This window comes from Geothrix alkalitolerans, from assembly GCF_022808885.1.
Lineage (GTDB): Bacteria > Acidobacteriota > Holophagae > Holophagales > Holophagaceae > Geothrix > Geothrix alkalitolerans.
The window spans coordinates 23,265-47,077 of the sequence record NZ_JAKZLE010000009.1 but is presented as its reverse complement, the minus strand read 5'-3'; the positions used below and the strand labels follow the sequence as shown (position 1 = coordinate 47,077).

Annotated in this window: 25 protein-coding genes; 9 read left to right on the top strand and 16 right to left on the bottom strand. The window is 70.4% G+C overall.

Annotated elements, in window-relative coordinates:
* Nucleotide 1 precedes the first annotated feature (1 nt).
* The 4 genes from MLJ35_RS15410 to gmhA are packed head-to-tail and all read right to left on the bottom strand — an operon-like array spanning nucleotide 2 to nucleotide 3,370.
* On the bottom strand, nucleotides 2-889 hold the full coding sequence (locus MLJ35_RS15410; protein ID WP_243383884.1) for a DMT family transporter: 888 nt from the start codon (nucleotides 887-889) through the stop codon (nucleotides 2-4).
* Complete coding sequence (locus MLJ35_RS15405) at nucleotides 886-2,076, bottom strand: coproporphyrinogen-III oxidase family protein (protein WP_243383883.1); 1,191 nt, start codon at nucleotides 2,074-2,076, stop codon at nucleotides 886-888. The genes MLJ35_RS15410 and MLJ35_RS15405 overlap by 4 nt, the downstream gene beginning before the upstream one ends.
* Nucleotides 2,066-2,797: a DUF4124 domain-containing protein gene (locus tag MLJ35_RS15400; protein WP_243383882.1), complete on the bottom strand. Its 732-nt coding sequence runs from the start codon at nucleotides 2,795-2,797 to the stop codon at nucleotides 2,066-2,068. The genes MLJ35_RS15405 and MLJ35_RS15400 overlap by 11 nt, the downstream gene beginning before the upstream one ends.
* Before the next feature lie 9 nt (nucleotides 2,798-2,806).
* Nucleotides 2,807-3,370 carry a D-sedoheptulose 7-phosphate isomerase gene (gene gmhA, locus MLJ35_RS15395; RefSeq protein WP_243322711.1) on the bottom strand — a complete coding sequence of 188 codons (564 nt, stop codon included), beginning with the start codon at nucleotides 3,368-3,370 and terminating at the stop codon, nucleotides 2,807-2,809.
* Nucleotides 3,371-3,459: 89 nt separating this feature from the next.
* Between gmhA and MLJ35_RS15390 the strand changes: the two genes are divergently transcribed.
* Nucleotides 3,460-4,419 carry a hypothetical protein gene (locus MLJ35_RS15390; RefSeq protein WP_243383881.1) on the top strand — a complete coding sequence of 320 codons (960 nt, stop codon included), beginning with the start codon at nucleotides 3,460-3,462 and terminating at the stop codon, nucleotides 4,417-4,419.
* A 7-nt stretch (nucleotides 4,420-4,426) separates the two neighbouring features.
* Here the strand turns inward: MLJ35_RS15390 and MLJ35_RS15385 are convergent, their stop codons facing one another.
* From MLJ35_RS15385 to MLJ35_RS15360, 6 genes are all read right to left on the bottom strand, one after another.
* A complete protein-coding gene (locus MLJ35_RS15385) occupies nucleotides 4,427-4,846 on the bottom strand; it encodes a hemerythrin domain-containing protein (protein ID WP_243322715.1) in 420 nt (139 codons plus the stop codon).
* Between the two features lie 120 nt (nucleotides 4,847-4,966).
* Nucleotides 4,967-6,349 (bottom strand): rhodanese-like domain-containing protein, encoded by a 1,383-nt coding sequence (locus MLJ35_RS15380; protein ID WP_243383880.1) that lies wholly within the window; start codon nucleotides 6,347-6,349, stop codon nucleotides 4,967-4,969.
* Between the two features lie 167 nt (nucleotides 6,350-6,516).
* On the bottom strand, nucleotides 6,517-9,060 hold the full coding sequence (locus MLJ35_RS15375; RefSeq protein ID WP_243383879.1) for an FtsK/SpoIIIE family DNA translocase: 2,544 nt from the start codon (nucleotides 9,058-9,060) through the stop codon (nucleotides 6,517-6,519).
* Between the two features lie 48 nt (nucleotides 9,061-9,108).
* Nucleotides 9,109-10,458, bottom strand: a complete 1,350-nt coding sequence (locus MLJ35_RS15370; protein ID WP_243383878.1) for a polysaccharide deacetylase family protein — start codon at nucleotides 10,456-10,458, stop codon at nucleotides 9,109-9,111.
* 44 nt (nucleotides 10,459-10,502) lie between these two features.
* Nucleotides 10,503-10,853 carry a 6-pyruvoyl trahydropterin synthase family protein gene (locus MLJ35_RS15365; protein ID WP_243383877.1) on the bottom strand — a complete coding sequence of 117 codons (351 nt, stop codon included), beginning with the start codon at nucleotides 10,851-10,853 and terminating at the stop codon, nucleotides 10,503-10,505.
* A 49-nt stretch (nucleotides 10,854-10,902) separates the two neighbouring features.
* Nucleotides 10,903-11,574 carry an HD domain-containing protein gene (locus MLJ35_RS15360; protein ID WP_243383876.1) on the bottom strand — a complete coding sequence of 224 codons (672 nt, stop codon included), beginning with the start codon at nucleotides 11,572-11,574 and terminating at the stop codon, nucleotides 10,903-10,905.
* 107 nt (nucleotides 11,575-11,681) lie between these two features.
* Here MLJ35_RS15360 and MLJ35_RS15355 point away from each other — a divergent pair, with 107 nt between their 5' ends.
* From MLJ35_RS15355 to MLJ35_RS15345, 3 genes are all read left to right on the top strand, one after another.
* The gene (locus tag MLJ35_RS15355; RefSeq protein ID WP_243383875.1) at nucleotides 11,682-11,954 is read left to right on the top strand and encodes a (2Fe-2S)-binding protein; all 273 of its coding nucleotides are present in this window, start codon (nucleotides 11,682-11,684) and stop codon (nucleotides 11,952-11,954) included.
* 60 nt (nucleotides 11,955-12,014) lie between these two features.
* Nucleotides 12,015-12,491, top strand: coding sequence for a bacterioferritin (gene bfr / locus MLJ35_RS15350; protein ID WP_243287252.1), 477 nt, complete (start codon nucleotides 12,015-12,017; stop codon nucleotides 12,489-12,491).
* 91 nt (nucleotides 12,492-12,582) lie between these two features.
* Nucleotides 12,583-14,325: a protein-disulfide reductase DsbD family protein gene (locus tag MLJ35_RS15345; protein WP_243383874.1), complete on the top strand. Its 1,743-nt coding sequence runs from the start codon at nucleotides 12,583-12,585 to the stop codon at nucleotides 14,323-14,325.
* 55 nt (nucleotides 14,326-14,380) lie between these two features.
* On the opposite strand, the gene MLJ35_RS15340 is transcribed toward MLJ35_RS15345, so the two are convergent.
* The 3 genes from MLJ35_RS15340 to nth are packed head-to-tail and all read right to left on the bottom strand — an operon-like array spanning nucleotide 14,381 to nucleotide 17,809.
* Complete coding sequence (locus tag MLJ35_RS15340; RefSeq protein WP_243383873.1) at nucleotides 14,381-15,421, bottom strand: TlpA family protein disulfide reductase; 1,041 nt, start codon at nucleotides 15,419-15,421, stop codon at nucleotides 14,381-14,383.
* Nucleotides 15,422-15,476: 55 nt separating this feature from the next.
* Complete coding sequence (locus MLJ35_RS15335) at nucleotides 15,477-16,241, bottom strand: TlpA disulfide reductase family protein (protein WP_243383872.1); 765 nt, start codon at nucleotides 16,239-16,241, stop codon at nucleotides 15,477-15,479.
* A 32-nt stretch (nucleotides 16,242-16,273) separates the two neighbouring features.
* A complete protein-coding gene (gene nth, locus MLJ35_RS15330) occupies nucleotides 16,274-17,809 on the bottom strand; it encodes an endonuclease III (RefSeq protein WP_243383871.1) in 1,536 nt (511 codons plus the stop codon).
* A 58-nt stretch (nucleotides 17,810-17,867) separates the two neighbouring features.
* On the opposite strand from nth, the gene MLJ35_RS15325 reads away from it, so the two are divergent.
* The gene (locus MLJ35_RS15325) at nucleotides 17,868-18,728 is read left to right on the top strand and encodes a bifunctional 5,10-methylenetetrahydrofolate dehydrogenase/5,10-methenyltetrahydrofolate cyclohydrolase (protein ID WP_243322735.1); all 861 of its coding nucleotides are present in this window, start codon (nucleotides 17,868-17,870) and stop codon (nucleotides 18,726-18,728) included.
* A gap of 48 nt (nucleotides 18,729-18,776) precedes the next feature.
* Nucleotides 18,777-19,949 carry an energy transducer TonB gene (locus MLJ35_RS15320; RefSeq protein WP_243383870.1) on the top strand — a complete coding sequence of 391 codons (1,173 nt, stop codon included), beginning with the start codon at nucleotides 18,777-18,779 and terminating at the stop codon, nucleotides 19,947-19,949.
* A 15-nt stretch (nucleotides 19,950-19,964) separates the two neighbouring features.
* On the opposite strand, the gene MLJ35_RS15315 is transcribed toward MLJ35_RS15320, so the two are convergent.
* From MLJ35_RS15315 to kdsA, 3 genes are read right to left on the bottom strand one after another with little or no spacing between them, the layout of a single operon-like run.
* The gene (locus MLJ35_RS15315; protein WP_243322739.1) at nucleotides 19,965-20,414 is read right to left on the bottom strand and encodes a hypothetical protein; all 450 of its coding nucleotides are present in this window, start codon (nucleotides 20,412-20,414) and stop codon (nucleotides 19,965-19,967) included.
* Between the two features lie 30 nt (nucleotides 20,415-20,444).
* Complete coding sequence (locus MLJ35_RS15310; protein ID WP_243322741.1) at nucleotides 20,445-20,993, bottom strand: GNAT family N-acetyltransferase; 549 nt, start codon at nucleotides 20,991-20,993, stop codon at nucleotides 20,445-20,447.
* An 8-nt stretch (nucleotides 20,994-21,001) separates the two neighbouring features.
* On the bottom strand, nucleotides 21,002-21,832 hold the full coding sequence (kdsA, locus tag MLJ35_RS15305) for a 3-deoxy-8-phosphooctulonate synthase (RefSeq protein ID WP_243322743.1): 831 nt from the start codon (nucleotides 21,830-21,832) through the stop codon (nucleotides 21,002-21,004).
* Nucleotides 21,833-21,950: 118 nt separating this feature from the next.
* On the opposite strand from kdsA, the gene MLJ35_RS15300 reads away from it, so the two are divergent.
* From MLJ35_RS15300 to MLJ35_RS15290, 3 genes are read left to right on the top strand one after another with little or no spacing between them, the layout of a single operon-like run.
* Nucleotides 21,951-22,457 carry an Lrp/AsnC family transcriptional regulator gene (locus MLJ35_RS15300; RefSeq protein ID WP_243287242.1) on the top strand — a complete coding sequence of 169 codons (507 nt, stop codon included), beginning with the start codon at nucleotides 21,951-21,953 and terminating at the stop codon, nucleotides 22,455-22,457.
* Nucleotides 22,454-22,780, top strand: a complete 327-nt coding sequence (locus MLJ35_RS15295) for an antibiotic biosynthesis monooxygenase family protein (protein WP_243383869.1) — start codon at nucleotides 22,454-22,456, stop codon at nucleotides 22,778-22,780. The genes MLJ35_RS15300 and MLJ35_RS15295 overlap by 4 nt, the downstream gene beginning before the upstream one ends.
* Nucleotides 22,780-23,649 carry an EamA family transporter gene (locus MLJ35_RS15290; RefSeq protein WP_243383868.1) on the top strand — a complete coding sequence of 290 codons (870 nt, stop codon included), beginning with the start codon at nucleotides 22,780-22,782 and terminating at the stop codon, nucleotides 23,647-23,649. The genes MLJ35_RS15295 and MLJ35_RS15290 overlap by 1 nt, the downstream gene beginning before the upstream one ends.
* Nucleotides 23,650-23,813: the final 164 nt, after the last annotated feature.

The window sequence follows — 23,813 nt, the reverse complement described above, 5'->3', positions numbered from 1 at the left end:
CCTACACGAAGAAGAGCGCCGCCGCGCCCGCCAAGGCCAGCAGCGTCCCCAGAATGGCATGCCAGCCCACCTTCTCCTTGAACGCGAAACGGGAGACAGGCAGCAGGAGGACCGGCGACAGGGACATGAGCGTGGCGGCGACGCCCATGGGGGCCCGGGCGATGGCCACCAGCGACAGCACCACGCCCAGCACGGGGCCGGTGACCGCGCCCAGGCCGATGTAGGCGGTGGCCCGGCCGTCGCGGAAGCCCCCCAGGGTTCCGCCCAGACGGTCCCTGGCGCCGAAGTAGAGCAGCAGGGCGCCCAGGCCCGCGGTCACCCGGATGAGGTTGGCGGAGATGGGCGGGAAGCCGCCTGCCAGGCCCTTCAGGCTGAAGAGGAGGCCCACGGACTGGCCCAGGGCGCCACCGACGCCGAGCGCCACGCCGCGCCAGAGGTGGGGATGGGGCTCGCGATCACCGCCATCCCACACCACCCACGCGATGCCGCCCAGGGTGACGGCCATGGCCAGGACCTTCGGGAGGTTCAGGCTCTGGCCCAGGAACAGCCAGGCCAAGAGAGCACTGAAGATGGGCGAGAGGGTCATGAGCAGCATGGCCAGCCGCGCCCCGATGACGACGAAGGCCTCGAAGAGCACCGCGTCGCCCACGGCGAAGCCGATGAGGCCCGACACCCCCAGCCAGCCCAGGCGCACCGCCCCCGCCTGCCAGGGGAAGACTTGGCCGTAGAGGACGAGGTGCAGCAGGAGCAGCAGGGCCCAGGCCATGAGCAGCCGCACCAGGTTCACGCTGGCGGACCCCACTCGCCGGCCCGCGATGGTGAAGCAGACGGAGTTGAGGGCCCAGCACGCGGAGGTGAGCAGGGCGGCGCTTTCGCCGAGGTACGTCATACGAACATCTCCAGGATGCCGTTGCTCATGAGCATGCCGCGGGGGCTGAGGCGCACCCGGTCGCCTTCCCAGACTGTGAGGCCTTCCATCGCGAGGGCCCGCAGCCGCGCCTCCCACCCATCCGCCAGGGGCCGCAGGTTCAGGTCCCCCGCCTTCTGCCTCAGAGCCCCCCAGTCCACGCCGCGGTGAAGGCGCAGGCCCAGCAGGGGGATCTCGGCCAGGGCTTCGGCGGCGCCCAGCTCCTGGAAGTCCAGGCGGCCGCGTCCTTGGGTCCAGGCGGGGATGACGGAGGTCTCCGTCCAGCGGAAGGCGCCCATCTGCGAGGCGGCGCTGGGGCCCAGGCCCAGGTAGGGGCGGCGCTCCCAGTAGCGGGTGTTGTGGATGGACTCGCCGCCGGGGCGGGCGTAGTTGCTGATCTCGTAGGGCACCAGGCCCAGCGGCGGAAGTTCGGCCTGGAGGGCCTCGAACACGTCCGCCACCTCGTCCTCGGAGGGCAAGGCGAGCCGGCCGGCGTCGATCTCGGCCCGCAGGGGGCAGGCTTTGTCCAGGTCCAGCAGGTAGATGCTCAGGTGGTCGATGCCTGTGGCGGCGAGGGCGCGGGCATCTTCGATGACTTTGGACAGCGACTGTCCAGGGATGCCCACCATGAGGTCCGCGCTGCGCCGCCGGAAACCAACCTGCTCGGCCAGCCCCAGCGCCTCGAGAGCCTGCGCCGCCCCGTGAATTCGCCCCAGCCGGGCGAGCAGGGCGTCATCCAGGGCCTGCACACCGAGGCTCACACGATCCCAGCCAAGATCCCGTGCCCCCTGGAGCCAACCCAGATCCACGGTGCCGGGGTTGGCTTCGAAGGTGGCTTCCACGAGGGGGGAGAGGTCGAAGGCGTCGCGGAGGGCGGCCGTGAGCGCCGCCAGTTCCCCCGGGGAGAGCAGGGAGGGGGTGCCCCCGCCCAGGTAGAGCGTGTCCACCGCGGGCCGCTCCAGGGCCTCGCCCCAGGCCCGGACCTGGGCCGTCAGGCGCCGGATCGTGGCCGGCTGGAGGTCGCGATCCCGGGTGGTGGCGAAGGAACAGTAGGTGCAGCGGTCCAGGCAGAAGGGAATGTGCAGGTAGAGCCCGAGCGGCTCCCCGTGCGCGGCGGCCCTGAGCGCCGGCAGCCTCTCCGCCAGGGGGGGCGGAAGGTCAGGGGTCAACCATCACCTGCTTCACAGCCTCCCGCAGGGCCCGGATCTCCTTCGGGAAGCGCCAGGGAGCCTGGGTGGGCTCCGCGGTTCGTTCCAGAGCCTGATACCGCTGCAGCAGGAACGCGTGGCGTTCGGGCCGGGGGATCCGCCCGCCCATGTGGAGCTCGAGGAGTTCGAGGTTCTGCTGGAGGCGGGCCGCCTGGGGGTGGTAGAGGAAGACGTTCAAGAGCAGGTGGCCGAAGGCGAGGCCCAGGATCAGGAACCCGCCCACCACCGGGAGGCGGAGCGCGGTGCTCAGCCCCAGGGCCAGCCACCAGCCCATGAGGACCATGAGCGCCAGCGCCAGGAGCGGCACCAGGGGCATGGCCCACAGGCCATTGCCCCAGAGGCAGTCGTGGATGAGGGAATCGGTGACGGCTTCGAGGGTGCGGCGGTCGTTGGCGATCCGGGCCCGGAGCAGGTGCTGGTCCAGGGCCTCCCAGGCCTGTTTCTGGGCGGGAGTGAGGGTCACCTGCCGGTACCCGCGGGGGACCAGGTTCTGGGAACCAGCCTGGGCAGGACGGAGGCGACCCGGCTCCACCGCGGGCGGGGGCGGGGGTTCCAGGATCTCCGCGTCGGCCGGCGGCGGCGTATTGGTGATGTGGGTCTGCCCGCCGGCATCGCGCCAGTAGTAGGTTCGCGAAGGCTGGCCCAGGAGGGCCAAGACGAGCAGTCCCGCAGCGGTGATCATCCGTCACGCTCAGAACTGGGCATCAAGGGCCTCGCACCAGAAGTGGTAGATCATCTGGTGGATCTCCTGAATGCGCGCCGTCACGGTGGAGGGCACCACGAGGGCGTCGTCCATCAGGCCCGCCAGCTTGCCGCCGTCGCGGCCCAGCAGGCCCAGGGTGCGCACGCCCAGCTCCTTCGCGGAGGCCGCGGCCCGGATGACATTGGGGCTGTTGCCGCTGGTGCTGATGCCGATGAGCAGGTCGCCAGGCCGGCCCAGGGCCTCCACCTGGCGGGAGAAGACCTGGTCGAAGCCGTAGTCGTTCCCGATGGCCGTGAGGGCCGATGTGTCGGTGGTGAGGGCGATGCCCGCGAGGGCGCGCCGCTCCTTCAGGTAGCGCCCGCTCAGCTCCGCGGCCAGGTGCTGGGCGTCGGCGGCGCTGCCCCCATTGCCGCAGACGAGGATGCGGCCGCCGCGGCGCAGGCGCTCGGCCATGTCGTCAGCCTGGGCGAGGAGGTGGTCCATCTCCCGGGTGAAAAAGGCCTGCTTGAGCTGGACGGACTCCTGGACGTGCTGGAGGAGGATCTGCTTCATGCCGCCGATTGTGACAGGAATTCCACTCCCAGGATTTCCCAGACACTGGCAGACTGCGGGGAGTCTTGCCCCTTCCGAGCGTGGGTCCCATGGAATGGATTGCCCTCAAACACGCCCTGCTGGCCCACCTCCCGGTGGCGACCGGATTGCTCCTGCCCTGGGCGCTGTTCGCCTCCCAGCGCGCCGGACGCGGCATGCGCCCCTGGTGGACGGTGTGCCGGTACCTGGGCTGGGTCGGCCTGCTGGGGCTGATCGCCGCGCTGGTCAGCGGCCCCGCGCTGGGCCGCCTGTCGGCGCTGATTCCCGCCGGGCGGATCTTCCCCCTGCCGGCCTCGGGCCTGGGAGCGGATGCCCTGCTGTTCCGCCATGCGGTGATCGCCACCGCCGCGGCGCTCCTCTCGGTCCCCGCGCTCTGGTCCATGAACCGCCCGCGGAAGGATCACCAGAGCCTGGGCCTCCTCGCGCTGCTGCTGGGCCTCGCCTGGTCCGGCGCCCTCCTGGCGACCGGGTATTCCGGCTATGCCCTGGCCCATCCCGGCCGGCCCGTTGCCCCCTCGCCCGCGAAGGTCGTCCAGGCGCCCCCCGCGCCGCCGGCGGATCCCGAAGCCCAGGCTCCCGTGCGGGCCCTGGACTATGCCTCCCTCGAGGCCATCCACGCGGAGCCCGTCAAGTCTCCCGCTCACGGCGGCCGGTGGATCCGCGCCTGGGCCAATCCCGCCGCCGCCTCCGCCTACCGGGCCGGCAACCCCCTGCCGCCGGGCTCCCTGGTGGTGCTCAGCACCCTGGAGGACCGCTGGGGCCGCCCCGGCACCGAACCCGGCCCGCTCTACGCCCTGGAGATGAGGGGCGAGATGCCCGCGCTCACGTTCTACTGGCCCCAGGTGCCCATCGACCGCCGGCAGGAGACCGGCGGCGAGGCCCGGGCCTACTGGCGGAACCAGAACACCCATCTGGAGGCCTGCAAAGCCTGCCACACCGGGGGCATGGCCGATCCCGCGCAGCGCAGCCGCTGGCGCGTGCCGCGCGCGAGGCCCGTTTCCGAGAATTGACCCGAGGCTAGGCCCGTTCCACGAGGGGGAACAGCCGGGCTTCCTCCAGGTCGATTCGCCGGCGGAGGACCTGGAGCAGGTCCCTGGACGTCTCGATGAAGGCCTCCGGTGCCAGCCGGATGGCTTCGGCGCTGGGCCAGTGGTGGCTGAACTGGCGCAGCCGGGTCTTCAGCTCGCCCAGGCCCGCCTCCAGCCCTCTCGCGGTGGCCTGGATGTCGGGGTCCATGGCTTCCAGCAGCGCCGGATACAGGACGGTGTTCTCCATGGACACGTGGGCCTTGACCGTGACGAGGAGGGCCTGCGCGCCGGCCAGGCAGAGGTCCGGATGGCTTCGCACCAGGGCCGGGGCCAGGCGGGCCTCATGCTCGCGCGCCAGGCGTCGCAGCTCCTGGTGGTGGTGGTGATAGGGGGCAAGGCTGGCGTCCATGGCAGACCCTCATGCCCCATGCTATCGGCCGAGTCGGGCCAGACTTGAGTGTTGCTTGGGGGTGGCTGGCATAAAAAAGGCCGGTCACGGGACCGGCCTTTTTTATGATGGCGAGGGGATTCAGTCGAGGGTGAACTCGCCGCTGTCGATGATGGTGATCTCCGTGGGGAGGAACTGCACGTCGTAGCCCTTCTCCTTCAGCAGGTGGTAGGCCAGCTCGGCACGGATGCCCGTGGAGCAGTGGCAGATCACCTTCTGGCCCTTGGGGACCTCGGCCAGCCGGGCCAGAAGCTGGGGTTCGGGGACGGTGAGGGCACCCTTGATGATGCCGTTCTTCGTCTCGTCGAGGTTCCTGACGTCCAGGATCACCGCGCCACGCTCGGCGGGAGCGAGGTTCGCGAGCCTGGTGAACTCCGCCGGGGCGATGGCGCCGGGGCGGGGCTTGGGCACGAAGGCGGCCTTGGTGGCCAACGTTCCCGTCTCCACCGGCATCGACGCAGCCTGCCAGGCCTTGAACCCGCCGGTGAGGACGTTCACGCCCACATAGCCGGCCTTGACCAGGTCGGAGGCCACGGCCTTCGCCGCGTCGCCGCCGGTCTCATCCACCACCACCACCGGGGGCTTGAGCTTGGCGGAGGGGAAGGTCTGGAGCAGGTCGGCCGTCTTCGCGGGATCCGCGGCCACGGCGCCCTTGATGAAGCCCTTGGAGGCTTCAGCGGCGGGACGGGTGTCGAGGATCACGAGCGGCGTCTGCGTGTCGAGGAACGCGACCTTCATGGAAGCCGGGCTCAGCACGCCGTAGGCCTTCTTCGTCCAGGCGGGCATGCCGTCGATGAACACCTTGGCGTTCGTGTAGCCCAGCTTCTTGGCCTTGGCGAGCGATCCGGGGCTCATGTTGCAGGTCTTCCCGCTGCAGTAGAAGATCACCAGCGCGCCCTTGTCGGCCGGCAGCTTGGCCACGTTCTTGTCGAAGGCGGGGAAGGGCAGGTTCACGGCCGTGGGGATGGCGCCTTCCATGAAGCGTGGCGCCGGGCGCGAGTCGAAGAGGAAATACTTTCCTTTCTCGGGGCCCAGGACCACCAGCTTCTGGAGCTCGTCGAGCGTGATGGTCTCGCTGGCGGCCAGCTTGACGGGAGGCTTGGCGAACACCGCCACGGCGGTCTTCACGCCGTCCTTCTCGGTGAACTGAACGCGCACCTCGTGGCCCTTGGCGATGGACTTGAGGGCCGCTTCCGCGTTGGCGGCGGGCTCGGGGGTGACCACCTTCAGCGAGGCCTTGTCGAACCGCAGCACTTCCGTGCGCTCGTCGAGCTTGAGCTGGAAGGAATTGTTCTTGAGGGCGAGGTTGTCGAAGTTGCCGCGGAGGTTGTCGGCGGCGGTGGTGTGGCAGGTGGTGCAGATCTTCGCGGAAGCCGGCTTTTGGGCCGCAGCGGGCTCGGCGGCCAACAGGCAGGAAGCGGCGGCCAGGAGGCTGGCGGCGCGGAGAAAGGGGACGGAATTCATGCAGGCTCCTCAGGCAGGGGTAAGCGAAGTCTGAGGATTCATGATCGATGCATCAAGAAATGTGTGACGCAGATCTACGGACAGTCCGATGGCGGGTTTCTACAAGTGTTCAATGGATTGAATTATGTTGATATGGTTATGAATCGATTAACGATATCGTCTGAGACTCACTCCGCCTCGACCAGCACTTCGCGCGGTTTCCCCGCGCCGCGGTCGGGCCCGACGATGCCTTCCTCCTCCATGCGGTCGATGAGGCGCGCGGCGCGGCCGTAGCCGAGGTTGAGCTTGCGCTGGAGGAGGCTGGTGCTGGCCTTGCGCTCCCGCTTCACCACGGCGAGGGCCCGGACGTAGATGTCGTCGCCGCCGCCCATCTCCGCCTCGTCGAAGAGGGCGGTCTCCTCCTCGGTCTCCATGGCGCTGACGAGGGACTGGTTGTAGTCGGGCCGGCCGCGCTCCCGCAGCCAGGTGACGAGGCGCAGGGTCTCGTCCTCCGTGAGGAAGGGGGCGTGGATGCGCCGGGGATGGCTGGCGCCGTTGGGGAGGAACAGCGCGTCGCCGGCGCCCAGCAGCTGCTCGCCGCCGCCGGAATCCAGGATGGTGCGGCTGTCGATCTTGGTGCGCACGCGGTAGCTGAGGCGGCTGGGCAGGTTGGCCTTGATGACGCCCGTGACCACGTCCACCGAGGGCCGCTGGGTGGCGAGGATGAGGTGGATGCCCACGGCGCGGGCCTTCTGGGCGATGCGGGCGATGCTGTCCTCCACCTCGCTGCGGGCCACCATCATGAGGTCCGCCAGCTCGTCGATGACCACCACCACGTGCGGCATGGGGTCCAGCACCGCGGGCCGGTCCGGCCAGCGCGGATTGGGCGTGCGCTCGGAGATGTCCAGGCTTCCGCCGGCGTCGGCGATCTTGGTGTTGAAGCCCTTGAGGTCGCGCACGCTGAGCAGGGCCAGGCGGCGGTAGCGGTCCTCCATCTGGGCCACCACCCACTTCAGCACGCGGCCCGCCTCCTTCATGTCCGTGACTACCGGCGCCCACAGGTGCGGGATGTCCTCGTAGACGCCCAGCTCCACCATCTTCGGGTCCACGAGGATGAGCTTCACCTCGTCGGGCAGGGCGCGCACGAGGCAGGAGCAGATCATGGCGTTCACGCCCACGCTCTTGCCGCTGCCGGTGCTGCCGCCGATGAGCAGGTGGGGCATCTTGTTGAGGTCGGCCACCACGGGCTTGCCCGCGATGTCCTTGCCGAGTGCCAGCTGAAGCAGCCCCGGCGCGTCGCGGAACGAGGGGCTGTCGATGACCTCGCGGAAGGTGATGATCTCCCGCTTGGGGTTGGGCACCTCGATGCCCACCAGGTTCTTGCCCGGAATGCGGTCCATGCGCACAGCTTCAGCCTGCAGGGCCAGGGCGAGATCCTCCTCCATGCCCAGGATGCGGGACAGGGGGATGCCGGGATCGGGCTGGAACTCGAACACCGTGACCACGGGGCCGGGCTGCATGCCGGTAACGGCGCCCTTGATCTTGAATTCGGACAGTTTCTGTCCAATGACTTCCTTGATGGACTCCAGCGCCGCGAGGTCAGCCTTCGCGTGCTGTCCGGGAGGATCGAAGAGCCGGCGCGGGGGCAGGGTCTCCCGGGAGGCCGGGCCCGGTTCCGGATCGGGCGGCGGGGCGGGCAGGGGGCGCGCCGGGGTGGGCTCCGTGAGGGGCAGCGGGGGCTGGACGATCTCCCGCCCGAAGCGGTCCTTGGCCACCTGGACCTTGGCCACGGTGGCCTTCGGCTTGGGCGGCGGCGGGGCCTCGGCGAGCAGCTTGGCCCGGAAGGGGGCGTCGGCGGGCAGGGGGGGCGTCGGTGCGGAGGTGGGGAGCGGCTGCGCGTCGATCAGGGTCTGGGTGGCATCGAGGTTGATGGACTGAATGGGCGGAAGCAGGTCCTCGGCGCGGACGAGGGGCTGCTTCCTGCGGACCTCTGCCGTCTCCAACTCGGCCTTCAGGAGGGCCTCTCGCTGGGCCTCCAGGGCCTCCTGGCGCTGGGCCAGGGCCAGCAGGGCCGCGCCATCCGCCGCGTCCAGGTCCGGCTGGTCCGGGTTGCGGCCGCGGAGGAAGGGCCGCTTCACCATGCCGAGGAAACCCTGGAAACCCTTCGCCGGCATGGGCTTCACCCAGGGCCAGGCGGTCTCGCCCAGCCAGCGGTGCAGCAGCCTGCCGATGCCGCGCGTCACGGAGGGGGCCAGGACGAGGGCGCAGGTGAGCATCACCAGGGCCAGGAAGAGGGGCAGTCCGACAGGCCCCAGGAGGTGACGCTGGGCGGGCCACAGGGTGCTTCCCAGCCAGCCGCCCCAGCGGATCTCCACGGTGCCTACGCCATCGAGGCCCGGCCAGGACCGGCTGCCGAAGGCGCCGAGGGCCGTCCAGACCGCCAGGGCCAGACCCAGCCAGGCCAGGCGGCCGGGCCAGCGGTGCTCCTCCCGGGGCCAGGCTTCCCAGAGCAGGTAGGGCGGGACGATCCAGGCGCCCATGCCCATGAGGGTCTGGAGCAGACCCGCGATGGTGGCCCCGACGGTGCCGCAGAGGTTCTGCACGCCCGCCACGGCGGCGCCCTGCGTGAAGGGGTGCGGGTCCAGAGGATGGAAGCTGGCCAGCGAGAGCAGCAGCACCAGGGCCACGAAGCCCAGTCCTGCCCTCAGCATCCAACGGCCGATCCCCTGCAACGCGCCTCCAAGGTGACTGGGCTTCAGTGTAGCCCAGGGGCGCGGCGCTCAGCGGGACTGGGGCGCTGGAGTTGGGGATTGCAGGAAGGCCAGGCGCAGCTGCGGGTTCCAGGCGGGCTTGCCAAGGTCGTGCAGGAAAGCGCTGGCCGGCACGAAGGCCCAGCCTTCCCGTCGCGCGCGGTCCATGAAGGCCCCCAGCCCCGCGGAGGGCCGGTCCTTCTCGGCCCGCTCCGAGCCCAGGTGCATGAGCACGATGAGGCCGTCGCCATCGCGGTCCAGGCGCTGCCTGAGGCGCTGGAGGATGGCATCGCCGCTGCGGTACAGGCGGCGCTCCTTCGGTGTCGCCCAGTCCAGGGTGTCCGCGCCTTCGCTCCAGCCCACGTGGCGGTAGCCCAGTTCCTCGGCCCACCGGCGGATCTCGGCGGTCTGTTCGCCATAGGGCGCCCGCCAGTAGGGATCCATGGGGCGGCCGAGGAGGCGCACCAGGGCCGCATCGGCCTCCAGGAGTTCCCGCTGCACCCGCTCCTTGGTCCACTTGGGATCGCGCTTCATGCCCGGCGCGAAGTGGGGATGGTTCATGGTGTGGTTGCCCAGCTCGTGCCCTTCTGCCGCCATGCGCTTCACCAGGGCCGGGAAGTGCTGGATGAAGGCGCCCGTGAGGAAGATGGTGGTGCGCACGCCCCGGGCCTTCAGGGCGTCGAGGATCTCGGTGGCGACCTCGGCATTGGAGCCGCCATCGAAGCTGAGGAGCAGCCGCTTCTGTCCCCCGGGGCCGCGGGTGAGGTTGAGCGCCTCGCCCATCCCGGGCCAGGGGCCTGGCCCCGGGGCCGGCGCCGCGGCGCGGGGGAGAAGGAACGGAGCGGGGCTCGGGAGGGGAGTGACCCGATCCGGGGCCACGGCGGGCAATCCGGGCAAGGCTTTCGGAGGCCGGGCGGGCACGATGGCGGGGCCCACCTCGGCCCGGGCCGGCGGGTCGGCATGCGGCGCCTTCGACGGGACCCTGGAAGCAGCGCGGGTGCTGGGTTTCGGGGGCGCGACCCTGGCCGGCGGAGGCAGCACGAACTCGAAGCGGGCCAGGATCTGGCCGGAGGCGGTGCGCAGCAGGGCGGTCTCGCCTACGGGGGGGCGGAACAGCTCCCAGCGCACGGGGCCGGCTTCGGCGAAGCGGGCCTCCCGGATGGAGCGCCCCTCCAGCACCAGCTCCGCGGGTGAGGCCAGCTCGCCTTCCAGGATGGCCAGCCCCCCCACCGGGCGCCAGGACCAGTCCTTCCGGGCCGAGGTGGCGGGCCTGGGCGGGGGAGCGGGCCGCGAAGCCGCCTCCCGGGCCGCCTGGCGCCCGCAGCCCGTCAAGGCCAGGAACAGGCCCAGGAAGAGCCCCGAGCCCAGGCCCGTGCACATGCCCATCCGCAGACTCGGGCCCGGACCTGACCTGCGGGCGGGTCTCATGACGTGGCGTCTCCCCGGCAGAGCGCCCAGTAGTTGGCCTTTTCCCGGATTTTCACGCTGTGCGGATGCAGGTCCGCCTCCCGCAGATGCTCGAAGGCCCACTCGGCCAGGGCCTCGGCGGTGGGGTTCCGCCCATCCAGCGGGGACAGGGTGTTCAGCAGGTGGTAGTCCACGGCTTCCAGCCAGGCATCCAGGGCCTTGGCGAAGGCCGCCTCGTCCGCTTCGGAGACCAGCTCGACCGTGGCCTCGACTTCCCAGTTGTGCCCGTGCCGATCCTCCTGGAATCCAGGAAGGTTGTGGAAATGATCGGCCACGAAGGGGCGTCGGAGAGAGAGGGTGAAAGGCATGGCTGAGTATAGCTATCGGCCATGGAACTGCGGACATGAGGAACGGCGATCAGGGCTCGGCCGTCGGCCCCAGCTCCGCGCGGAGCGCGGTCAGGTAGGCGGTCATGACCGCCTGGCGGGCCCCGGCGCGGCGGCGCCCCGCGGCGGTGGTCATGCCGGCGGCGAGCTTAAGGAGCTTCCGCTCGAAGTGGTCCAGGCTCCAGGCCTTGTCATCCAGGTCGCGGCCCTCGGCCCAGGGGTCCTCCGGGTGCCAGAGGCCGGCCCCAAAGCTGGCGCCCGTGGCGAAGACCCGGGCGATGCCGATGGCGCCCAGGGCCTCCAGGCGGTCGGCGTCCTGCAGCACGGCGGCCTCCAGGCTGCCGGGAGACTCGCCCCCGCTCCAGCTGTGGGTGGCCACGGCGGCGGCGATGGCCTCTGCCTTCGGCTCCAATCCCGGCGTCTCCCGGCACCACTGGGGCACCAGCTCCGCCGCCATGCGGGCGGTGAGCGGCGACTCCGGGTGGTTCTTGGGGCGGTAGACCAGGTCGTGGAGCAGGGCGGCGGCCACGCAGACCTCTACATCCGCGCCCTCCTCGGTGGCCAGGACGCCCGCCAGGCGCGCCACCCGCAGGATGTGGCCCAGGTCGTGGGCGGCATCCCGGGGGAAGGGCTCGGCGGCCAGGTGGGCCCGAAGGCGCGCCAGCAGGGGCGCGGACCAGGGGAAGGCGGGGCTCGACGTCATGGTTCCAGCCTAATCCAGCGACCGTGGGCGGGGATTGTGGCGCAGATCACACATTTCAATATTGAGACTCCTTCTCTTTTGATTAGAATGGATTCCTGAGGCCGGGCATGTATCTCTGCATCTGCAACGCCATCACGGAAGACCAGGTCGCCTGGGCCGTGCGGGAGCGCGGCGCGGCGTCGGTGAAGGCGGTCTTCGAGGTCCTGGAGGCCAAGCCGGACTGCGGCCGCTGTCTGGGAGCCATGGCCGAGGCGGTCCTGGCCATCCGGGCCGGGGAGCCGGTGGGGGTGGCCCTGGATCCGCTCGCGACGCCCTGGGGCTGCCGGGGACGCTGCCGCCCGGTCTGGGGCGTACCGGGCGAGATCGCCAAGGCCAGCTGAAACGAGTTGTGAGGAACCGGCAAAGGTGGCTATGGTGAGGGCCTTTCCAGGGGAGGCCCCATGCAAGGCGATGCGACCCTCATCCAGCACCTGAACCGGCTCCTCCGCAACGAACTCACGGCCATCAACCAGTACTTCCTCCACGCCCGCATGTGCCGCAACTGGGGCCTGAAGGAACTGGGGGAGCACGAGTACCGGGAATCCATCGACGAGATGAAGCACGCCGACCGTCTCATCGAGCGGATCCTCTTCCTGGAGGGCCTGCCCAGCATGCAGGACCTGCACAAGCTGCGCATCGGCCAGAATCCCAAGGAGGTGCTGGAGGGGGACCTGGCCCTGGAGATGGACGCCATGAAGGACCTGCGCGAGACCATCGCCTATGCGGAAGGCATCCGCGACTACGTGAGCCGCGACTTGGCCCAGGACATCCTTGAGAGCGAGGAGGAACACGTGGACTGGCTGGAAACCCAGCTCGACCTCATCGGGCAGATGGGCCTCCAGAACTTCGTCCAGCGGGCCGCGGGCGGCCTGTCCTGACCGCCGGCCCCTGCCATCGCAGTGGCCGCTGGCGGAGGGCGGTCCGCCCAGGGGATCATGGAGGGTGCCCCGAGGCACGCCTGGAGTGCCCATGCGGTTCCTGAAGTCCCTGTTCTGCTCCGTTCTGCTGGCGGCGACCGCCTGGGCCCAGAAGGCCGATCCCTCCTTCGATGCGATCAAGAGCGTGAGCCTGGCCTTCCAGAAGGGAGCCGTGGTGCTCACGGTGCCGCCGGGCGCCCACCTGAAGGCCTCGTTCATGGAGGTGGCGAAGAAGGGCGGCGCCGGAACGCTGAAGGTGGGTCCCCTGCCCGCCACGGACGCCCAGGACGAGATCGGCGACGGCGTGTGGCATGGCACGGTGCGCATCCCCCTGCGCGGCGAGAGCCTCAGCGGCACCGTGAAACTGGAAGTGACCTACCAGCCCTGCACCGAGGGCGAGGGCGGCGTCTGCTTCCCGCCGACCACTCGGGTGCTGGATGTGAGGGCGTCCGAGATTCCGACTGCCGCGCCCGCGGCCGTGCCGGCAGAGAAACCTGCGGTTTCTCCGGTGGAAAAAACGGCAGAGCCGGCGACCCCTGCGGCTTCGCCTTCTCCCACGGCGCAGGCGGCTGCGCCTGCGCCTGTCCCCGAGCACTCGGGCCTGTTCTGGTCGCTGCTCCTGGTCTTCCTGGCGGGCATGGGGGCCTCGCTCACGCCCTGCGTGTACCCGATGATCCCCATCACCATGGCCATCGTGGGAGCCAAGGGCAGCGGCAAGGCCAGGGGCTTCGCGCTGTCTGCCATGCTGGTGCTGGGCATGGCGGTCACCTACACCACGCTGGGCGTGCTGGCCGCGCGCAGCGGTGCGGCCTTCGGGGCCTTCGCGCAGAAGCCTGCCTTCCTCATTCCGGTGTCCCTGCTCTTCGCGGCCTTCGCGCTCTCCCTCTTCGGGGCCTTCGAGATCGCCCTGCCCCAGGGGCTCGCCCTGAAGCTGCAGGGTGACGGCTCCCGCAAGGGCTTCGGCGGGGCTTTCCTCATGGGCCTCGTGCTGGGACCCCTGTCGGCGCCCTGCGTGGGCCCCGTCATCGGCGCGGTGCTGGTGGGCATTGCCCAGCGGGGCGATGTCTTCATGGGCGGGCTCCAGCTCTTCGTCTTCGCCCTGGGCATGGGCGTGCTGTTCCTGGCCGTGGGCACCTTCTCGGCGGCCCTGCCCAAGAGCGGCGACTGGCTCACGCGGTTCAAGCAGGGCATGGGCCTGGTGGTGCTGGGCTTCGCGGCCTGGAACGTGCGGCTCGTGGTGCCGGACTGGGCGAACTTCGCCATGTGGACCATCGTGATGCTGGCGGGCGCGGCCGTCTTCGGCGCCTTCGAGGCCGCCGCGGGCCTGGTGGGCCAGCTCCGCAAGGGCTTCGCCCTCCTGATGCTGGTCCTGACCCTGTTGCTGGGCGTTCGAACGGTGGAGACCTACCTGAAGGTGGACCTGCTGCCCAAGGGCGGCGCGGCGGCCGTGGCAGACGAACACGCCGGCTGGATGGAGCAGGACCTGGAAGGCGCACTGGCCAAGGCCAGGGCCGAAAAGAAGCTCGTGCTGGTGGACATCTACGCCGAGTGGTGCGCCCAGTGCAAGGAGCTGGACGAGAAGACCTGGCCCGACGCCTCCGTGAAGCAGTGGATGGCCCAGAACGCTGTGCCCATCCGCATCGACACCGACGCCAAGCGCAAGGACCTGGCCGCCAAGCTCCAGATCCGCAGCTACCCGACGGTCCTCCTGCTGGACGCGGACGGCAGGGAGCTGCGTCGCATCCTCGGCTTCCAGAAGCCCGAGAGCATGAGGGCGTGGCTGGAAGGCAAATGACGAGGGCCCGCGAACGCGGGCCCTTTCTGAATTCACGCTGCCGGTTAAGCGCGTGCTACTTCCCCAGGAACGTCTCCAGCGTCTTCTCCAGGTTCTCGCCCCGCAGCTGGGCGCCGCTGGCGACGATCTTGCCGTCGGGTCCGACGAGCAGGGGCTTGGGGATGCCCTTCACGCCGTAGGCGTCGGCCACGGGGTTCTGGAAGCCGCCCTCGATGAAGGCGTGCTTCCAGGGCATGGGTGTGGCGGCCTGCTTCCGGAAGGGCGCGATGTGCTCGACGCGGCGGTCGAAGGAGAGCGAGAGGATCTCGAAGGGCTTCGTCTTGAACCTGGCCCAGGCGGCGTGCATGGAGGGCATCTCGGCGCGGCAGGGCGGGCACCAGGTGGCCCAGAAGTCGATGAGCACGTACTTGCCCTTGAAGGTGTCCAGCGTGTAGGTGGTCGTCGGATCGCCCAGGGCCTGGAGGTGGAAGGCCGGCGCCGGGCGCCCCAGGCCGGTCTTCAGCTCGCCCTCGAGGATGCCCTGGGCCTGCTTGGCCTGGCGGCTGCCGGCGAAGTCCTTCTGCAGGGTCTCGTAGGCGGGCTTCCAGGCGGCCTCGTCCTTGGCGTCCAGGCGCTCCCAGAAGTGCTCGAAGAGCAGGGTGCGCCGGAGGTCCGCGTCGGCGTGCTTCGTCCGGGCCTCGGCCACGTAGGCGTCCCAGCCCTTGGGGTCAGCTTCGGCGCGGGCGGTGAGCAGGCCCGGGTCCAGGCTCCAGGCGGCGGCGGTGGGCGGCACCTCCTGCTTCAGCTGGGCCAGGAAGGCCGGGGCAGGCTCGGCCTTGGCCAGCTGGAGGTGGAACAGCTTGCTCACCAGCAGGGCCTGGCGCAGCTCCGGGGCTTTTTCGACCGCCAGGCGCGCGTCCAGGTCCGCCAGCTCCTTGGCGCAGTCGCCACGGAAGTCCTTGGTGTTGCCCCCGGCCTTCATGAAGGCGGCCCGGGCCTCCATCACGGCCTTGGCCTTCGCCTTGGCCGCCTCGATCACGGCCTGGGGGGCCGGGGCAGGGGCGGGAGCCTGCAGGGCAGGCAGGGCCGTCATGAGGCAGATCAGGGGCAAGGGCATGGATCCTCCGGCGGGGCGGGCAGCCTCGCCGGACAGGTTACCTCAATAGATGAGGTCAGGGCTGGGCAGGTTTGGCGGGTTCGGCCAGGGCGGGTGCCGGGGTTGGCGCCGGGGCTGGCGCCGGGGCGGGCGTCCGCTCCCGCAGGGCCCGCATCACGGCCTGGCCCACGAAGCCGTCATGGTAGCCGATGTGCAGTTCGGCCAGCTTCCCCTGGCGGTCCACCACGAACAGCACGGGCACGGAATAGACCATGTCCATGAAGTTGGACGGACCCTCCTTGCCGAGGCCCGGCGTGAAGACGGGCATGTGGCTGCTCTCGAAGAACTGGCGGTTCCGGTTCATGAACTTGTGGATGGCCCGCCAGCCGCCCTCAATGCCGCTGTCCTGCTGGTTCTCATCGAAATTGATCGCCAGGATCTCGAAACCGTACTGACCCTTCTTGGGATAGAGGCTGGCGAATTCCTGGAGCATCTTGGCGGAGGGATCGCAGTTCTTGCTCCAGAGGCCCACCAGCACCACCTTGCCCTTGAGGCTGGCGATGGAGATGCCCTTGCTCTTCTCGTCGTAGGCGGTGAAGGCGGAGACATCCTTCCGGGCCGCCGGAGGGAAGAACTGATCCCCACGCTGGGAGTAGCGGACCGCGGAGGCGTCCGCCCCGTTGGGACCGTACTGGCTCTTGTCGTTCAATTCCGTCTTTTCCTGCATGATCCTCGGGCAGGTGGGGTCGCTGGGGCTGTTGGCGTTGTTGAAGATGCCCTGGGCCCCCAGGGCGAGGCCGGAGAGGGCCAGGAGAAGGCTGCACAGCGGAGGACGCGACACGGGACACCTCTCGGTGGGGATTGCCCACCACCCTATCGGAAGCTCCGCACCAGGTCGAGGCCCAGCTCCGTCCGGCTGAGGTACCAGGTGAGGGCCTGGCCATCCACCACGCGCACCTCCGCGTCCGGGAAGCGCCGCTGCAGCTCGGCCTGATGGCGCCGGTTGAAGCGGTAGGGCTCGGTGGGGAGGAGGATCAGCTCGGGCGAGAGGGCCGCCAGATCGTCGTCGGTCAGCGTCGGGTAGCGGTCCGGGCCGAGGGGCGTCAGGCCCCCCGTCCGGAGGAGATCGCCCACGTAGGTGTCGGGCCCGGCGCTCATCCAGGGATCCTTCCAGATGAGGGCGAGGGTGCGGGGACCCTTGCGGCGGCGTCCCTTCAGGGTGGCCTCCAGCGCCGAGGCGCGGGATTCAGCGACCTCGACGGCGCCGAGGCGCTCCCCCAGCTGGCGCAAGGCGCGCACGCAGTCCTTCACCGTCCGGATCTCCAGGGCCAGCCAGGGGATGTCCAGGGCCGTGAGGGCGTCGGCCACCTCCTTCGGGTTCTCGTCGCGCTCGAGGATCACCAGGTCCGGCGCCAGGTCGCGGATGCGGTCCAGGTCCGGGTTCTTGGTGCCGCCCACGGCCGGCACCGTGTTTCGGATCCACCGCGGCTCGATGCAGTACCGCGTGCGCCCCGCCAGCCGCGCCGCCAGGCCCCACTGGACGAGCAGCTCCGTGACCGACGGGACGAGGCTGACGATGCGCTGGGGGCCTGACAGGCTCCGGGGGGACCGCCTGCTCGCCTCGCTCGCGATGTCCCCCCGGGGCCCCGCAGGATCTTCAGGCAGAGCCTGATGATCCTGCCTGGCGCCTCTTGATCGGGGCAGGGGCACCGCAGGGCGCAGCGCGCTCGGCCCAGGATCTACCGTCAGCCTCACCCCCAGGTGCGGATCCTTGATCTGCCCCAGCCCCGTGGGGCAGAGGTCCAGCAACGGGCAGGCGGCACAGGCGGGGCGGCGGGCGTCGCAGGTGCGGCGGCCGTGGAAGATGAGCTGGTGGTGCAGCTCGATCCAGTCCTCCCGGGGGAAGAGGCGGCAGAGGTCCGCCTCCACCTTCTCGGGGGTCGCGGCCTTCGAGAGGCCCAGGCGGCGCCCCACGCGGAAGATGTGGGTGTCCACGGCCAGGGCCGGCACGCCGAAGGCGTTGGCCAGGACGACATTGGCGGTCTTCTGGCCCACGCCGGGCAGGGCGCCCAGCTCCGCCGGGTCCGAAGGCACGCATCCGCCGTGCTTCGCCATCAGCGCCTGTCCGAGTCCGATGAGGTTCTTCGCCTTGTTGCGGAAGAAGCCCGTGGACTTGATGAGGGCTTCCAGTTCCTCCGTGCGGGCCGCCGCCAGGCTGGCCGCATTGGGGTAGCGGGCGAAGAGGGCTGGCGTGGTGAGGTTCACCCGGGCGTCCGTGCACTGGGCGCTGAGGATGGTGGCCACCACCAGCTGGAAGGGGTCCCGGTGGTCCAGGGCGCAGCGAGCGTCTGGGTAGGCGGCGCGCAGCCGGGCCTGGATCTCGCGGAGCTGAGGCTTGGAGGAGCGCATGGGACCAGGATAGGGTGCCCGGCCCGCCGGGTGGATAAACTGGAAGGCGAGGTGCCGCATGCCCACCACGCTCACGGGGAAGCTCGACTGCCAGGAGACCGCCCGGCACTACCTGGACCTGGTGCGCTTGAACGTGAAGAAGCTCGGCTTCTCCCCGGGCCTCGGCGTGATCCTCGGGAGCAGCGACCCCGGCAGCGTCACCTACCAGCGCTGGCTCATGAAGGACTGCGAGGACCTGGGCATCAACGCCGCCGACCTGCGCGTGGAGAACGGCATGCAGCTCGTGAAGCTCATCGCCCGCCTCAACCAGGACGACAAGACCCACGGCGTGTTCATCTTCTATCCCCTGCGCTACCCCGAGATCAAGGATGACGAGGTCATGGACCTGGTGGATCCGGGCAAGGACATCGAGGGCCTCCACGCCATCAACATCGGGTTCCTGACCAAGTACCGGAAGCGCCTGGACGACGGCTCCCAGCACCGCTGCATGACGCCCTGCACCGCCCGGGCCATCGTGAAGACGCTCAAGCGGGGCTTCGGCGACGGCTGGATGGCGGGGAAGACCGTCCTCGTCATCAACGACAGCCTCCGCATCGGCCGGCCCCTCACGGCCATGGTGGCCAACCTCAAGGGCACGCCCATCCTCTGCCACGCCGCCACCAACCCCACGCACCTGGAGGGCTTCGTCCGCATGGCCGACGTCATCGTGAGCGCCGTTCCAGCCCCCGGATACCAGATCCGCACGGACTGGATCAAGGACGGCGCCCTCTGCTTCGACCTCAGCGGTGACGGCAATTTCGACTACGAGGCCCTGGAGCGCCGCGGCATTCTCTACACCGACACCACGAAGAACAGCGTGGGCAAGGTCACCCGCGCCATGGCCCTGCTGAACCTCACCTACGCGGCGGGCGTGGAGTAGGCCTCCGCCGAGCCCCCCCTACATTGGCCCGACGTTCCCGAGGTTCCCATGCGCCCCGCCGCCGGTCTCCTGGCCTGTCTCAGCCCCTTTCTCCCGGCCCTGGCCCAGCCTGCGCCGGCCGGTCCGGGCACCCTGGTGGCACCTCCCGCCGCGACTTCGGACCCGGTGCCCTACGACTTCCAGCGTCTGGTGGTCCGGAAACGGGCTGATTCGCCCCCGTACCCTCCCCTGGCCCGCTTTGCGAACCTGGAAGGTGAGGTTCTGCTGCGGCTGACCATCTCGCGCTCCGGTTGGGTGGAGCGGGCCGAGGCCCTGGAGGGCCCCAGGCTGCTTCGCGAGGCCGCGGCGGCCTATCTGCAAGCCTGGACCTTCCAGCCCGTCGTCATCGACGGGACACCCCTGCGGGTGCGATGTGACCTGCGGGTACCCTTCCACCTCGACGCTGCGCCAGGCGCGCCCCACCCCTCGGCGCCGCCATCCAAGGTGGTGGTGGAGGTGGCGCAGAACTCGACGGACGGACCGGCCGTTCTCGAGGCCGACCGGCTGGAGGCCGAGCTCGGACGCTTCTTGGACCGGAGCGGCCTGACCCGGGTCGCGCCCTTGGAGGCGGGACCGCAGGACGCCTTCCACCTCGGGCTGCAGATCCAGGTCGTCCGGGCGGAGGGCCTGGCCATCTGTCAGGTCCGAGCGCGTTGCTCGCTCTGGGAGGACCGGGACCTGACCGAGAACGTGGCCGGAAAACCGCCCCGCATCGCCTTCTTCAACCGGGTGGCTGGGCAGAAGGGCGATGCTGGCCTCCAGGATCTGGTCGCCGGTGTGCTCAGGCAGGGCCTGGACGAGGTCTTGGCGCCTCCGGCCCCGATTCGGGAGATCAGGCCGGCCGCGAAACCATCGGCGCCCGCTCCCGCCTCCACCGCGCCCGCACAAAAGGCCGGGGGCGTGGTGGACTTCGACTTCAGCCAGATCCGCGTAAAGCGCCAGCCGCCCGCGCCGCCGTATCCGCCCGCGGCAAAGCTGGCCCGCGTTCAGGGCACGGTGGTCCTGGACCTGATCATCGATCCGCAGGGTGAGCCCGTCCAGGCCGAGGCGAGGGAAGGGCCGGTACCCCTGCTGTTCACCGCCATCAGCTATTCCCTGGCCTGGCGGTTCGAGCCGGCCAAGCTCAACGGGGTGCCGCAGTATGCGCGGTTCCGCCTGACGATGCCTTTCCGGCTCCGCTGAAGGCCGGGTCGGCGCTCAGAATCGGCAGGTGAGGGCCAGCCCCAGGGCGCTCCGCCGGCGGGGCGTGATCCCGTCGGTGAAGGGGCGTTCCAGGTGCTCGCCTTCGAGGCTGAGGGCCCAGGACGGGTGGAAGGCCCAGCCCACACGGAGGCGGGGGCCGAGGAAGGCGCCCTCGCCGGGCGGCACCTCCACGATGGCACCGAATCCCACGAACAGCGCGTTGGCGGTGGCGTTGGCGTCCATGACGAACCGCAGGCTGGTGTCGCCGTCGTCCCAGTGCCGGGCCCCGAGGCCGACGCCCAGGTGGAGGTGCGCGAAATCGCCCTGGTCCCGCACCTGGAGGTCAGTGATGGGAACGGTGAACTCCGCGGCGGTGGCCTTGGGCTGGCGGACCACCGACACCATGGCCGTCTGGGCCCCCAGGGGGAGGGCGGAAAGGATGAGCAGGGGGATCCAGAGGCGCATGTCCCGGTTACTGCCGGGCGCGCGGGCGGTTTATCGGGTCCGCCATTCCTCCGCCAGCATCCCGTACACCGCATGATCCACGTAGCGGCCCACAAGGCGCTCGGCCTGGCGCAGGGTGCCCTCGTGGCGGAAGCCCAGGCGCTCGGGAATGGCGCGGCTGCGGCGGTTGCGGATGCCGGCGCGGATCTCCACTCGGTTGAGCTTGAGGGCGTAGAAGCCGTGGCGGGCCAGGGCCGACACGGCGGCGGTCATCAGGCCGTGGCCCTCGGCCTCCCGCGCCAGCCAGTAGCCGATGCCTCCGCTGCGGTTGGCCGGATCGAGCCACACGAAACCCGCCACGCCCACCAGGTCGCCCTTCCACCAGAGGCCGAAGGGCAGGGCCATGCCCGCGCGCGCCTGGGCCCGCACCCTCAGGATGTAGGCGCGGGAATCCTGCACGCTGCGGTTGTCGTCGGGCCAGGGCAGCCAGTGGCGCAGGCGGTCCCGGTTGGCGTCCACGAGCGCGAACAGGGGGCGGGCGTCGCGCAGGCAGAGGGGGCGCAGTTCCAGGGCGCGCCCGGCCTTGATCGCCTCCGGCATCGCGACCCTCACTTGCCGGCGGGATCGAGCTGCGCCGCGGCGCGGCCAGCCCTCCACAGGACCAGCAGCTCATCGAGCAGGGCGCCGAACTGCTCGAGGCGCATGGCGTTCGGGCCGTCGCTGAAGGCCTTCTCGGGGCAGTCGTGCACCTCGAAAAAGAAGCCGTCCACGGCCGTGGCCGCGGCCCGCGCCAGGGTGGGGATCATCTCCCGGGCGCCGCCGGTGGCCTTGCCCAGGGCGCCGGGCTTCTGCACGCTGTGGGTGGCGTCGAAGATCACGGGGCAGCCCGTCTTGCGCAGGTGGGGGAAGCTCTGGAAGTCCACCACCAGGTTGCCGTAACCGAAGCTGGAGCCGCGCTCGGTCACCCACACGGGGCCGTGGCCGGGCACGGACTTCAGCTTCTCCACGCCGTGCTGGAGGTCCCAGGGGGCGAGGAACTGGCCCTTCTTCAGGTTCACGGTGCGGCCCGTTGCCGCGGCGGCCAGCAGCAGGTCCGTCTGGCGGCAGAGGAAGGCGGGGATCTGGAGGACGTCCACGGCCTGGGCCGCGGGGCCGCACTGGCTGCTCTCGTGGACGTCCGTGAGCACGGGCACGCCGTAGCGGCTGCGGATCTCCGCCAGGATGTCCAGGCCTTCCTCCATGCCCGGCCCCCGGTGGCTGTCGCGGCTGGTGCGATTGGCCTTGTCGAAGCTGGACTTGTAGATGAAGGGGATGCCCCGGGCCTCGGCCAGGTCGCGCAGGCTCGACGCCATCAGGTGGGCATGCTCCCGGCTCTCGATGACGCAGGGCCCCGCGATCAGGAAGAAGCTCTGGCCGGTGAAGGGTCGGGCGAAGTCCATGTGCACCTCTGCCTGCATTTTACCTCGACCCGGGCCATTTACGGGTTGTCATCCGTATTGCCGAACCTTCTAGCACAGTGTTCAATGATTCTCATCAACCCCATTCCCGGAGTCCAGCATGGCGAAGACGTTGATGGAAGACGATCTGAACCGGCGCCTGGTGGCCCTGCTCCAGCAGGAAGGCCGCATGAGCCACGCGGAGCTGGCGGAGCGGCTCGGCGTGAGCCGCCCCACCATCATCGACCGCGTGAAGCGCCTGGAAGCCGACGGCATCCTGGCGGGCTACGCGGCCCGCGTGGCCCCGGCGGCCGTGAACAAGCCCAATGTGGCCTTCGTGGCGGTGCGCTACAAGGACAACAACGAGGCCATCGAGCAGCGCTTCATCAAGGCGCTTGAGGACGAGCCGGACATCCTGGAGGCCCACACGGTGGCCGGCGAGGACGCCCTCATGCTGAAGGTGGTGGCGGACACCCCCGCGGGCATCGCCGAGCGCCTGCGCCGCATCCGCGCGCTGGGTCCCATGGTGACCACGCGCACCACCATCGTGCTGGAGACCCACTGGGAAAAGGCCGGTCCGAGCCCCTTCCCGGCAGGCGACGCCGCCGGGAAGAAGGCCAAGAAGTGATCGCGCGAACCCCCGAGCCGCCCTACCTCGCCGTCATCTTCACCAGCCAGCGCACCCCGGGCGACCAGGGCTACGAGGCCATGGCCGACCGCATGGTGGAGCTGGCCCGCTCGCAGCCCGGCTTCCTCGGCGTGGAGAGTGCCCGGGACGCCGAGGGCTTTGGCATCACCGTGTCCTACTGGAAGGACGAGGCCTCCATCGCCGCGTGGAAGGCGCACGCGGAGCATGCCGCGGCCCAGCGCCTGGGCCGGGAGCGGTGGTACGGATCCTTCCACCTGCGGGTCTGCCGCGTGGAGCGCGCAGCGGGCATGGGCACACCCTGATGCTCGCCTGGCTCGCCTACCTCACCGTGGCCGTGGTGTGGGGCTCCACCTACTTCGCCATCGCCCTGGGCCTGGAATCCTTCACGCCCTACGGCCTGGTGGCGGCGCGCTTCTCCCTCGCCTCGGTGCTGGCCCTGGCGGCGGGACGGCTGCGGCGGGAGCCCTGGCCGCCTGCCCGGGAAGTGGGCCACCTCATGATCGTGGGGGCCCTCCTGCTGGGAGGTGCCAACGCGCTGGTCTCCTGGGCCGAGCTGCACGTCTCCTCGGGCCTGGCGGCGGTGCTGGCGGCCCTGGTGCCCCTGTGGCTGGCGGTCTTCTCCATGGCGAAGCAGCCGCTGGGCCCCAAGGGGTGGATGGGCCTCCTGCTGGGGCTGGCCGGCGTCTGCGTACTGGTGTGGCCTTCGGGCGGCACGCGCGTTCACATGGGCGGGCTGGCGGCCCTGGTGGCGGCGCCCATCATCTGGTCCTGGGGCACGTTGCACGGCAAGCACTTCGTCCACGGCGGCGGGCTGCTCACCAACGTGGGCATCCAGATGGCCACCGCCGCGGCCATCGGGCTCACGGTCGCGCCCCTCGCGGGCGGGTTCCTGCGGGGACCGCTCACCCACAGGGCCGTGGGGGCCACGGTCTACCTGGCCCTGTTCGGCTCCATGCTGGCCTTCTCCGCCTACGTCTACCTGGCCAAGGCCTGGCCGCCGGCGAAGATGGGCACCTATGCCTACCTGAACCCGGTGGTGGCCGTGCTGCTGGGGGGCCTCATCCTCCACGAGCCCTTCGGCCCGCGCCAGGTCCTGGGCATGGCGGTCATCCTGGGAGCGGTGGCGCTGGTGCAGCTGCGGCCGGCGACTCCCGGGGCCGCGAAGGGCTGAGGGGGCGGGGAAAGCCGGGAATGGCCTCGAGGTCGTGGAAGAGCCTCCCTTCGATCTTCCGGAGGGAGGCCTGGAGCTGGCGCTCCCGCTTCGCCTGCTCGGCCGGAGCCAGGGCCCCCAGCTCCCGGAGGGCCCGCAGCACGTAGTAGGTCTCCTCCCAGTGG

Excerpts from the sequence above, each read along its gene's own strand:
- MLJ35_RS15390 (WP_243383881.1), top strand. The coding sequence starts at position 3,460 with ATGGAATGGATTGCCCTCAAACACGCCCTGCTGGCCCACCTCCCGGTG.
- MLJ35_RS15370 (WP_243383878.1), bottom strand. The coding sequence starts at position 10,458 with ATGTGCACGGGCCTGGGCTCGGGGCTCTTCCTGGGCCTGTTCCTGGCC.
- MLJ35_RS15315 (WP_243322739.1), bottom strand. The coding sequence starts at position 20,414 with ATGCGCCTCTGGATCCCCCTGCTCATCCTTTCCGCCCTCCCCCTGGGG.
- MLJ35_RS15345 (WP_243383874.1), top strand. The coding sequence starts at position 12,583 with ATGCGGTTCCTGAAGTCCCTGTTCTGCTCCGTTCTGCTGGCGGCGACC.
- MLJ35_RS15355 (WP_243383875.1), top strand. The coding sequence starts at position 11,682 with ATGTATCTCTGCATCTGCAACGCCATCACGGAAGACCAGGTCGCCTGG.
- MLJ35_RS15340 (WP_243383873.1), bottom strand. The coding sequence starts at position 15,421 with ATGCCCTTGCCCCTGATCTGCCTCATGACGGCCCTGCCTGCCCTGCAG.
- MLJ35_RS15360 (WP_243383876.1), bottom strand. The coding sequence starts at position 11,574 with ATGACGTCGAGCCCCGCCTTCCCCTGGTCCGCGCCCCTGCTGGCGCGC.
- MLJ35_RS15365 (WP_243383877.1), bottom strand. The coding sequence starts at position 10,853 with ATGCCTTTCACCCTCTCTCTCCGACGCCCCTTCGTGGCCGATCATTTC.
- MLJ35_RS15380 (WP_243383880.1), bottom strand. The coding sequence starts at position 6,349 with ATGAATTCCGTCCCCTTTCTCCGCGCCGCCAGCCTCCTGGCCGCCGCT.
- MLJ35_RS15400 (WP_243383882.1), bottom strand. The coding sequence starts at position 2,797 with ATGATCACCGCTGCGGGACTGCTCGTCTTGGCCCTCCTGGGCCAGCCT.
- kdsA (WP_243322743.1), bottom strand. The coding sequence starts at position 21,832 with ATGGACTTCGCCCGACCCTTCACCGGCCAGAGCTTCTTCCTGATCGCG.
- MLJ35_RS15320 (WP_243383870.1), top strand. The coding sequence starts at position 18,777 with ATGCGCCCCGCCGCCGGTCTCCTGGCCTGTCTCAGCCCCTTTCTCCCG.
- gmhA (WP_243322711.1), bottom strand. The coding sequence starts at position 3,370 with ATGAAGCAGATCCTCCTCCAGCACGTCCAGGAGTCCGTCCAGCTCAAG.
- MLJ35_RS15290 (WP_243383868.1), top strand. The coding sequence starts at position 22,780 with ATGCTCGCCTGGCTCGCCTACCTCACCGTGGCCGTGGTGTGGGGCTCC.
- MLJ35_RS15310 (WP_243322741.1), bottom strand. The coding sequence starts at position 20,993 with ATGCCGGAGGCGATCAAGGCCGGGCGCGCCCTGGAACTGCGCCCCCTC.
- MLJ35_RS15300 (WP_243287242.1), top strand. The coding sequence starts at position 21,951 with ATGGCGAAGACGTTGATGGAAGACGATCTGAACCGGCGCCTGGTGGCC.
- MLJ35_RS15410 (WP_243383884.1), bottom strand. The coding sequence starts at position 889 with ATGACGTACCTCGGCGAAAGCGCCGCCCTGCTCACCTCCGCGTGCTGG.
- bfr (WP_243287252.1), top strand. The coding sequence starts at position 12,015 with ATGCAAGGCGATGCGACCCTCATCCAGCACCTGAACCGGCTCCTCCGC.
- MLJ35_RS15385 (WP_243322715.1), bottom strand. The coding sequence starts at position 4,846 with ATGGACGCCAGCCTTGCCCCCTATCACCACCACCACCAGGAGCTGCGA.
- nth (WP_243383871.1), bottom strand. The coding sequence starts at position 17,809 with ATGCGCTCCTCCAAGCCTCAGCTCCGCGAGATCCAGGCCCGGCTGCGC.
- MLJ35_RS15325 (WP_243322735.1), top strand. The coding sequence starts at position 17,868 with ATGCCCACCACGCTCACGGGGAAGCTCGACTGCCAGGAGACCGCCCGG.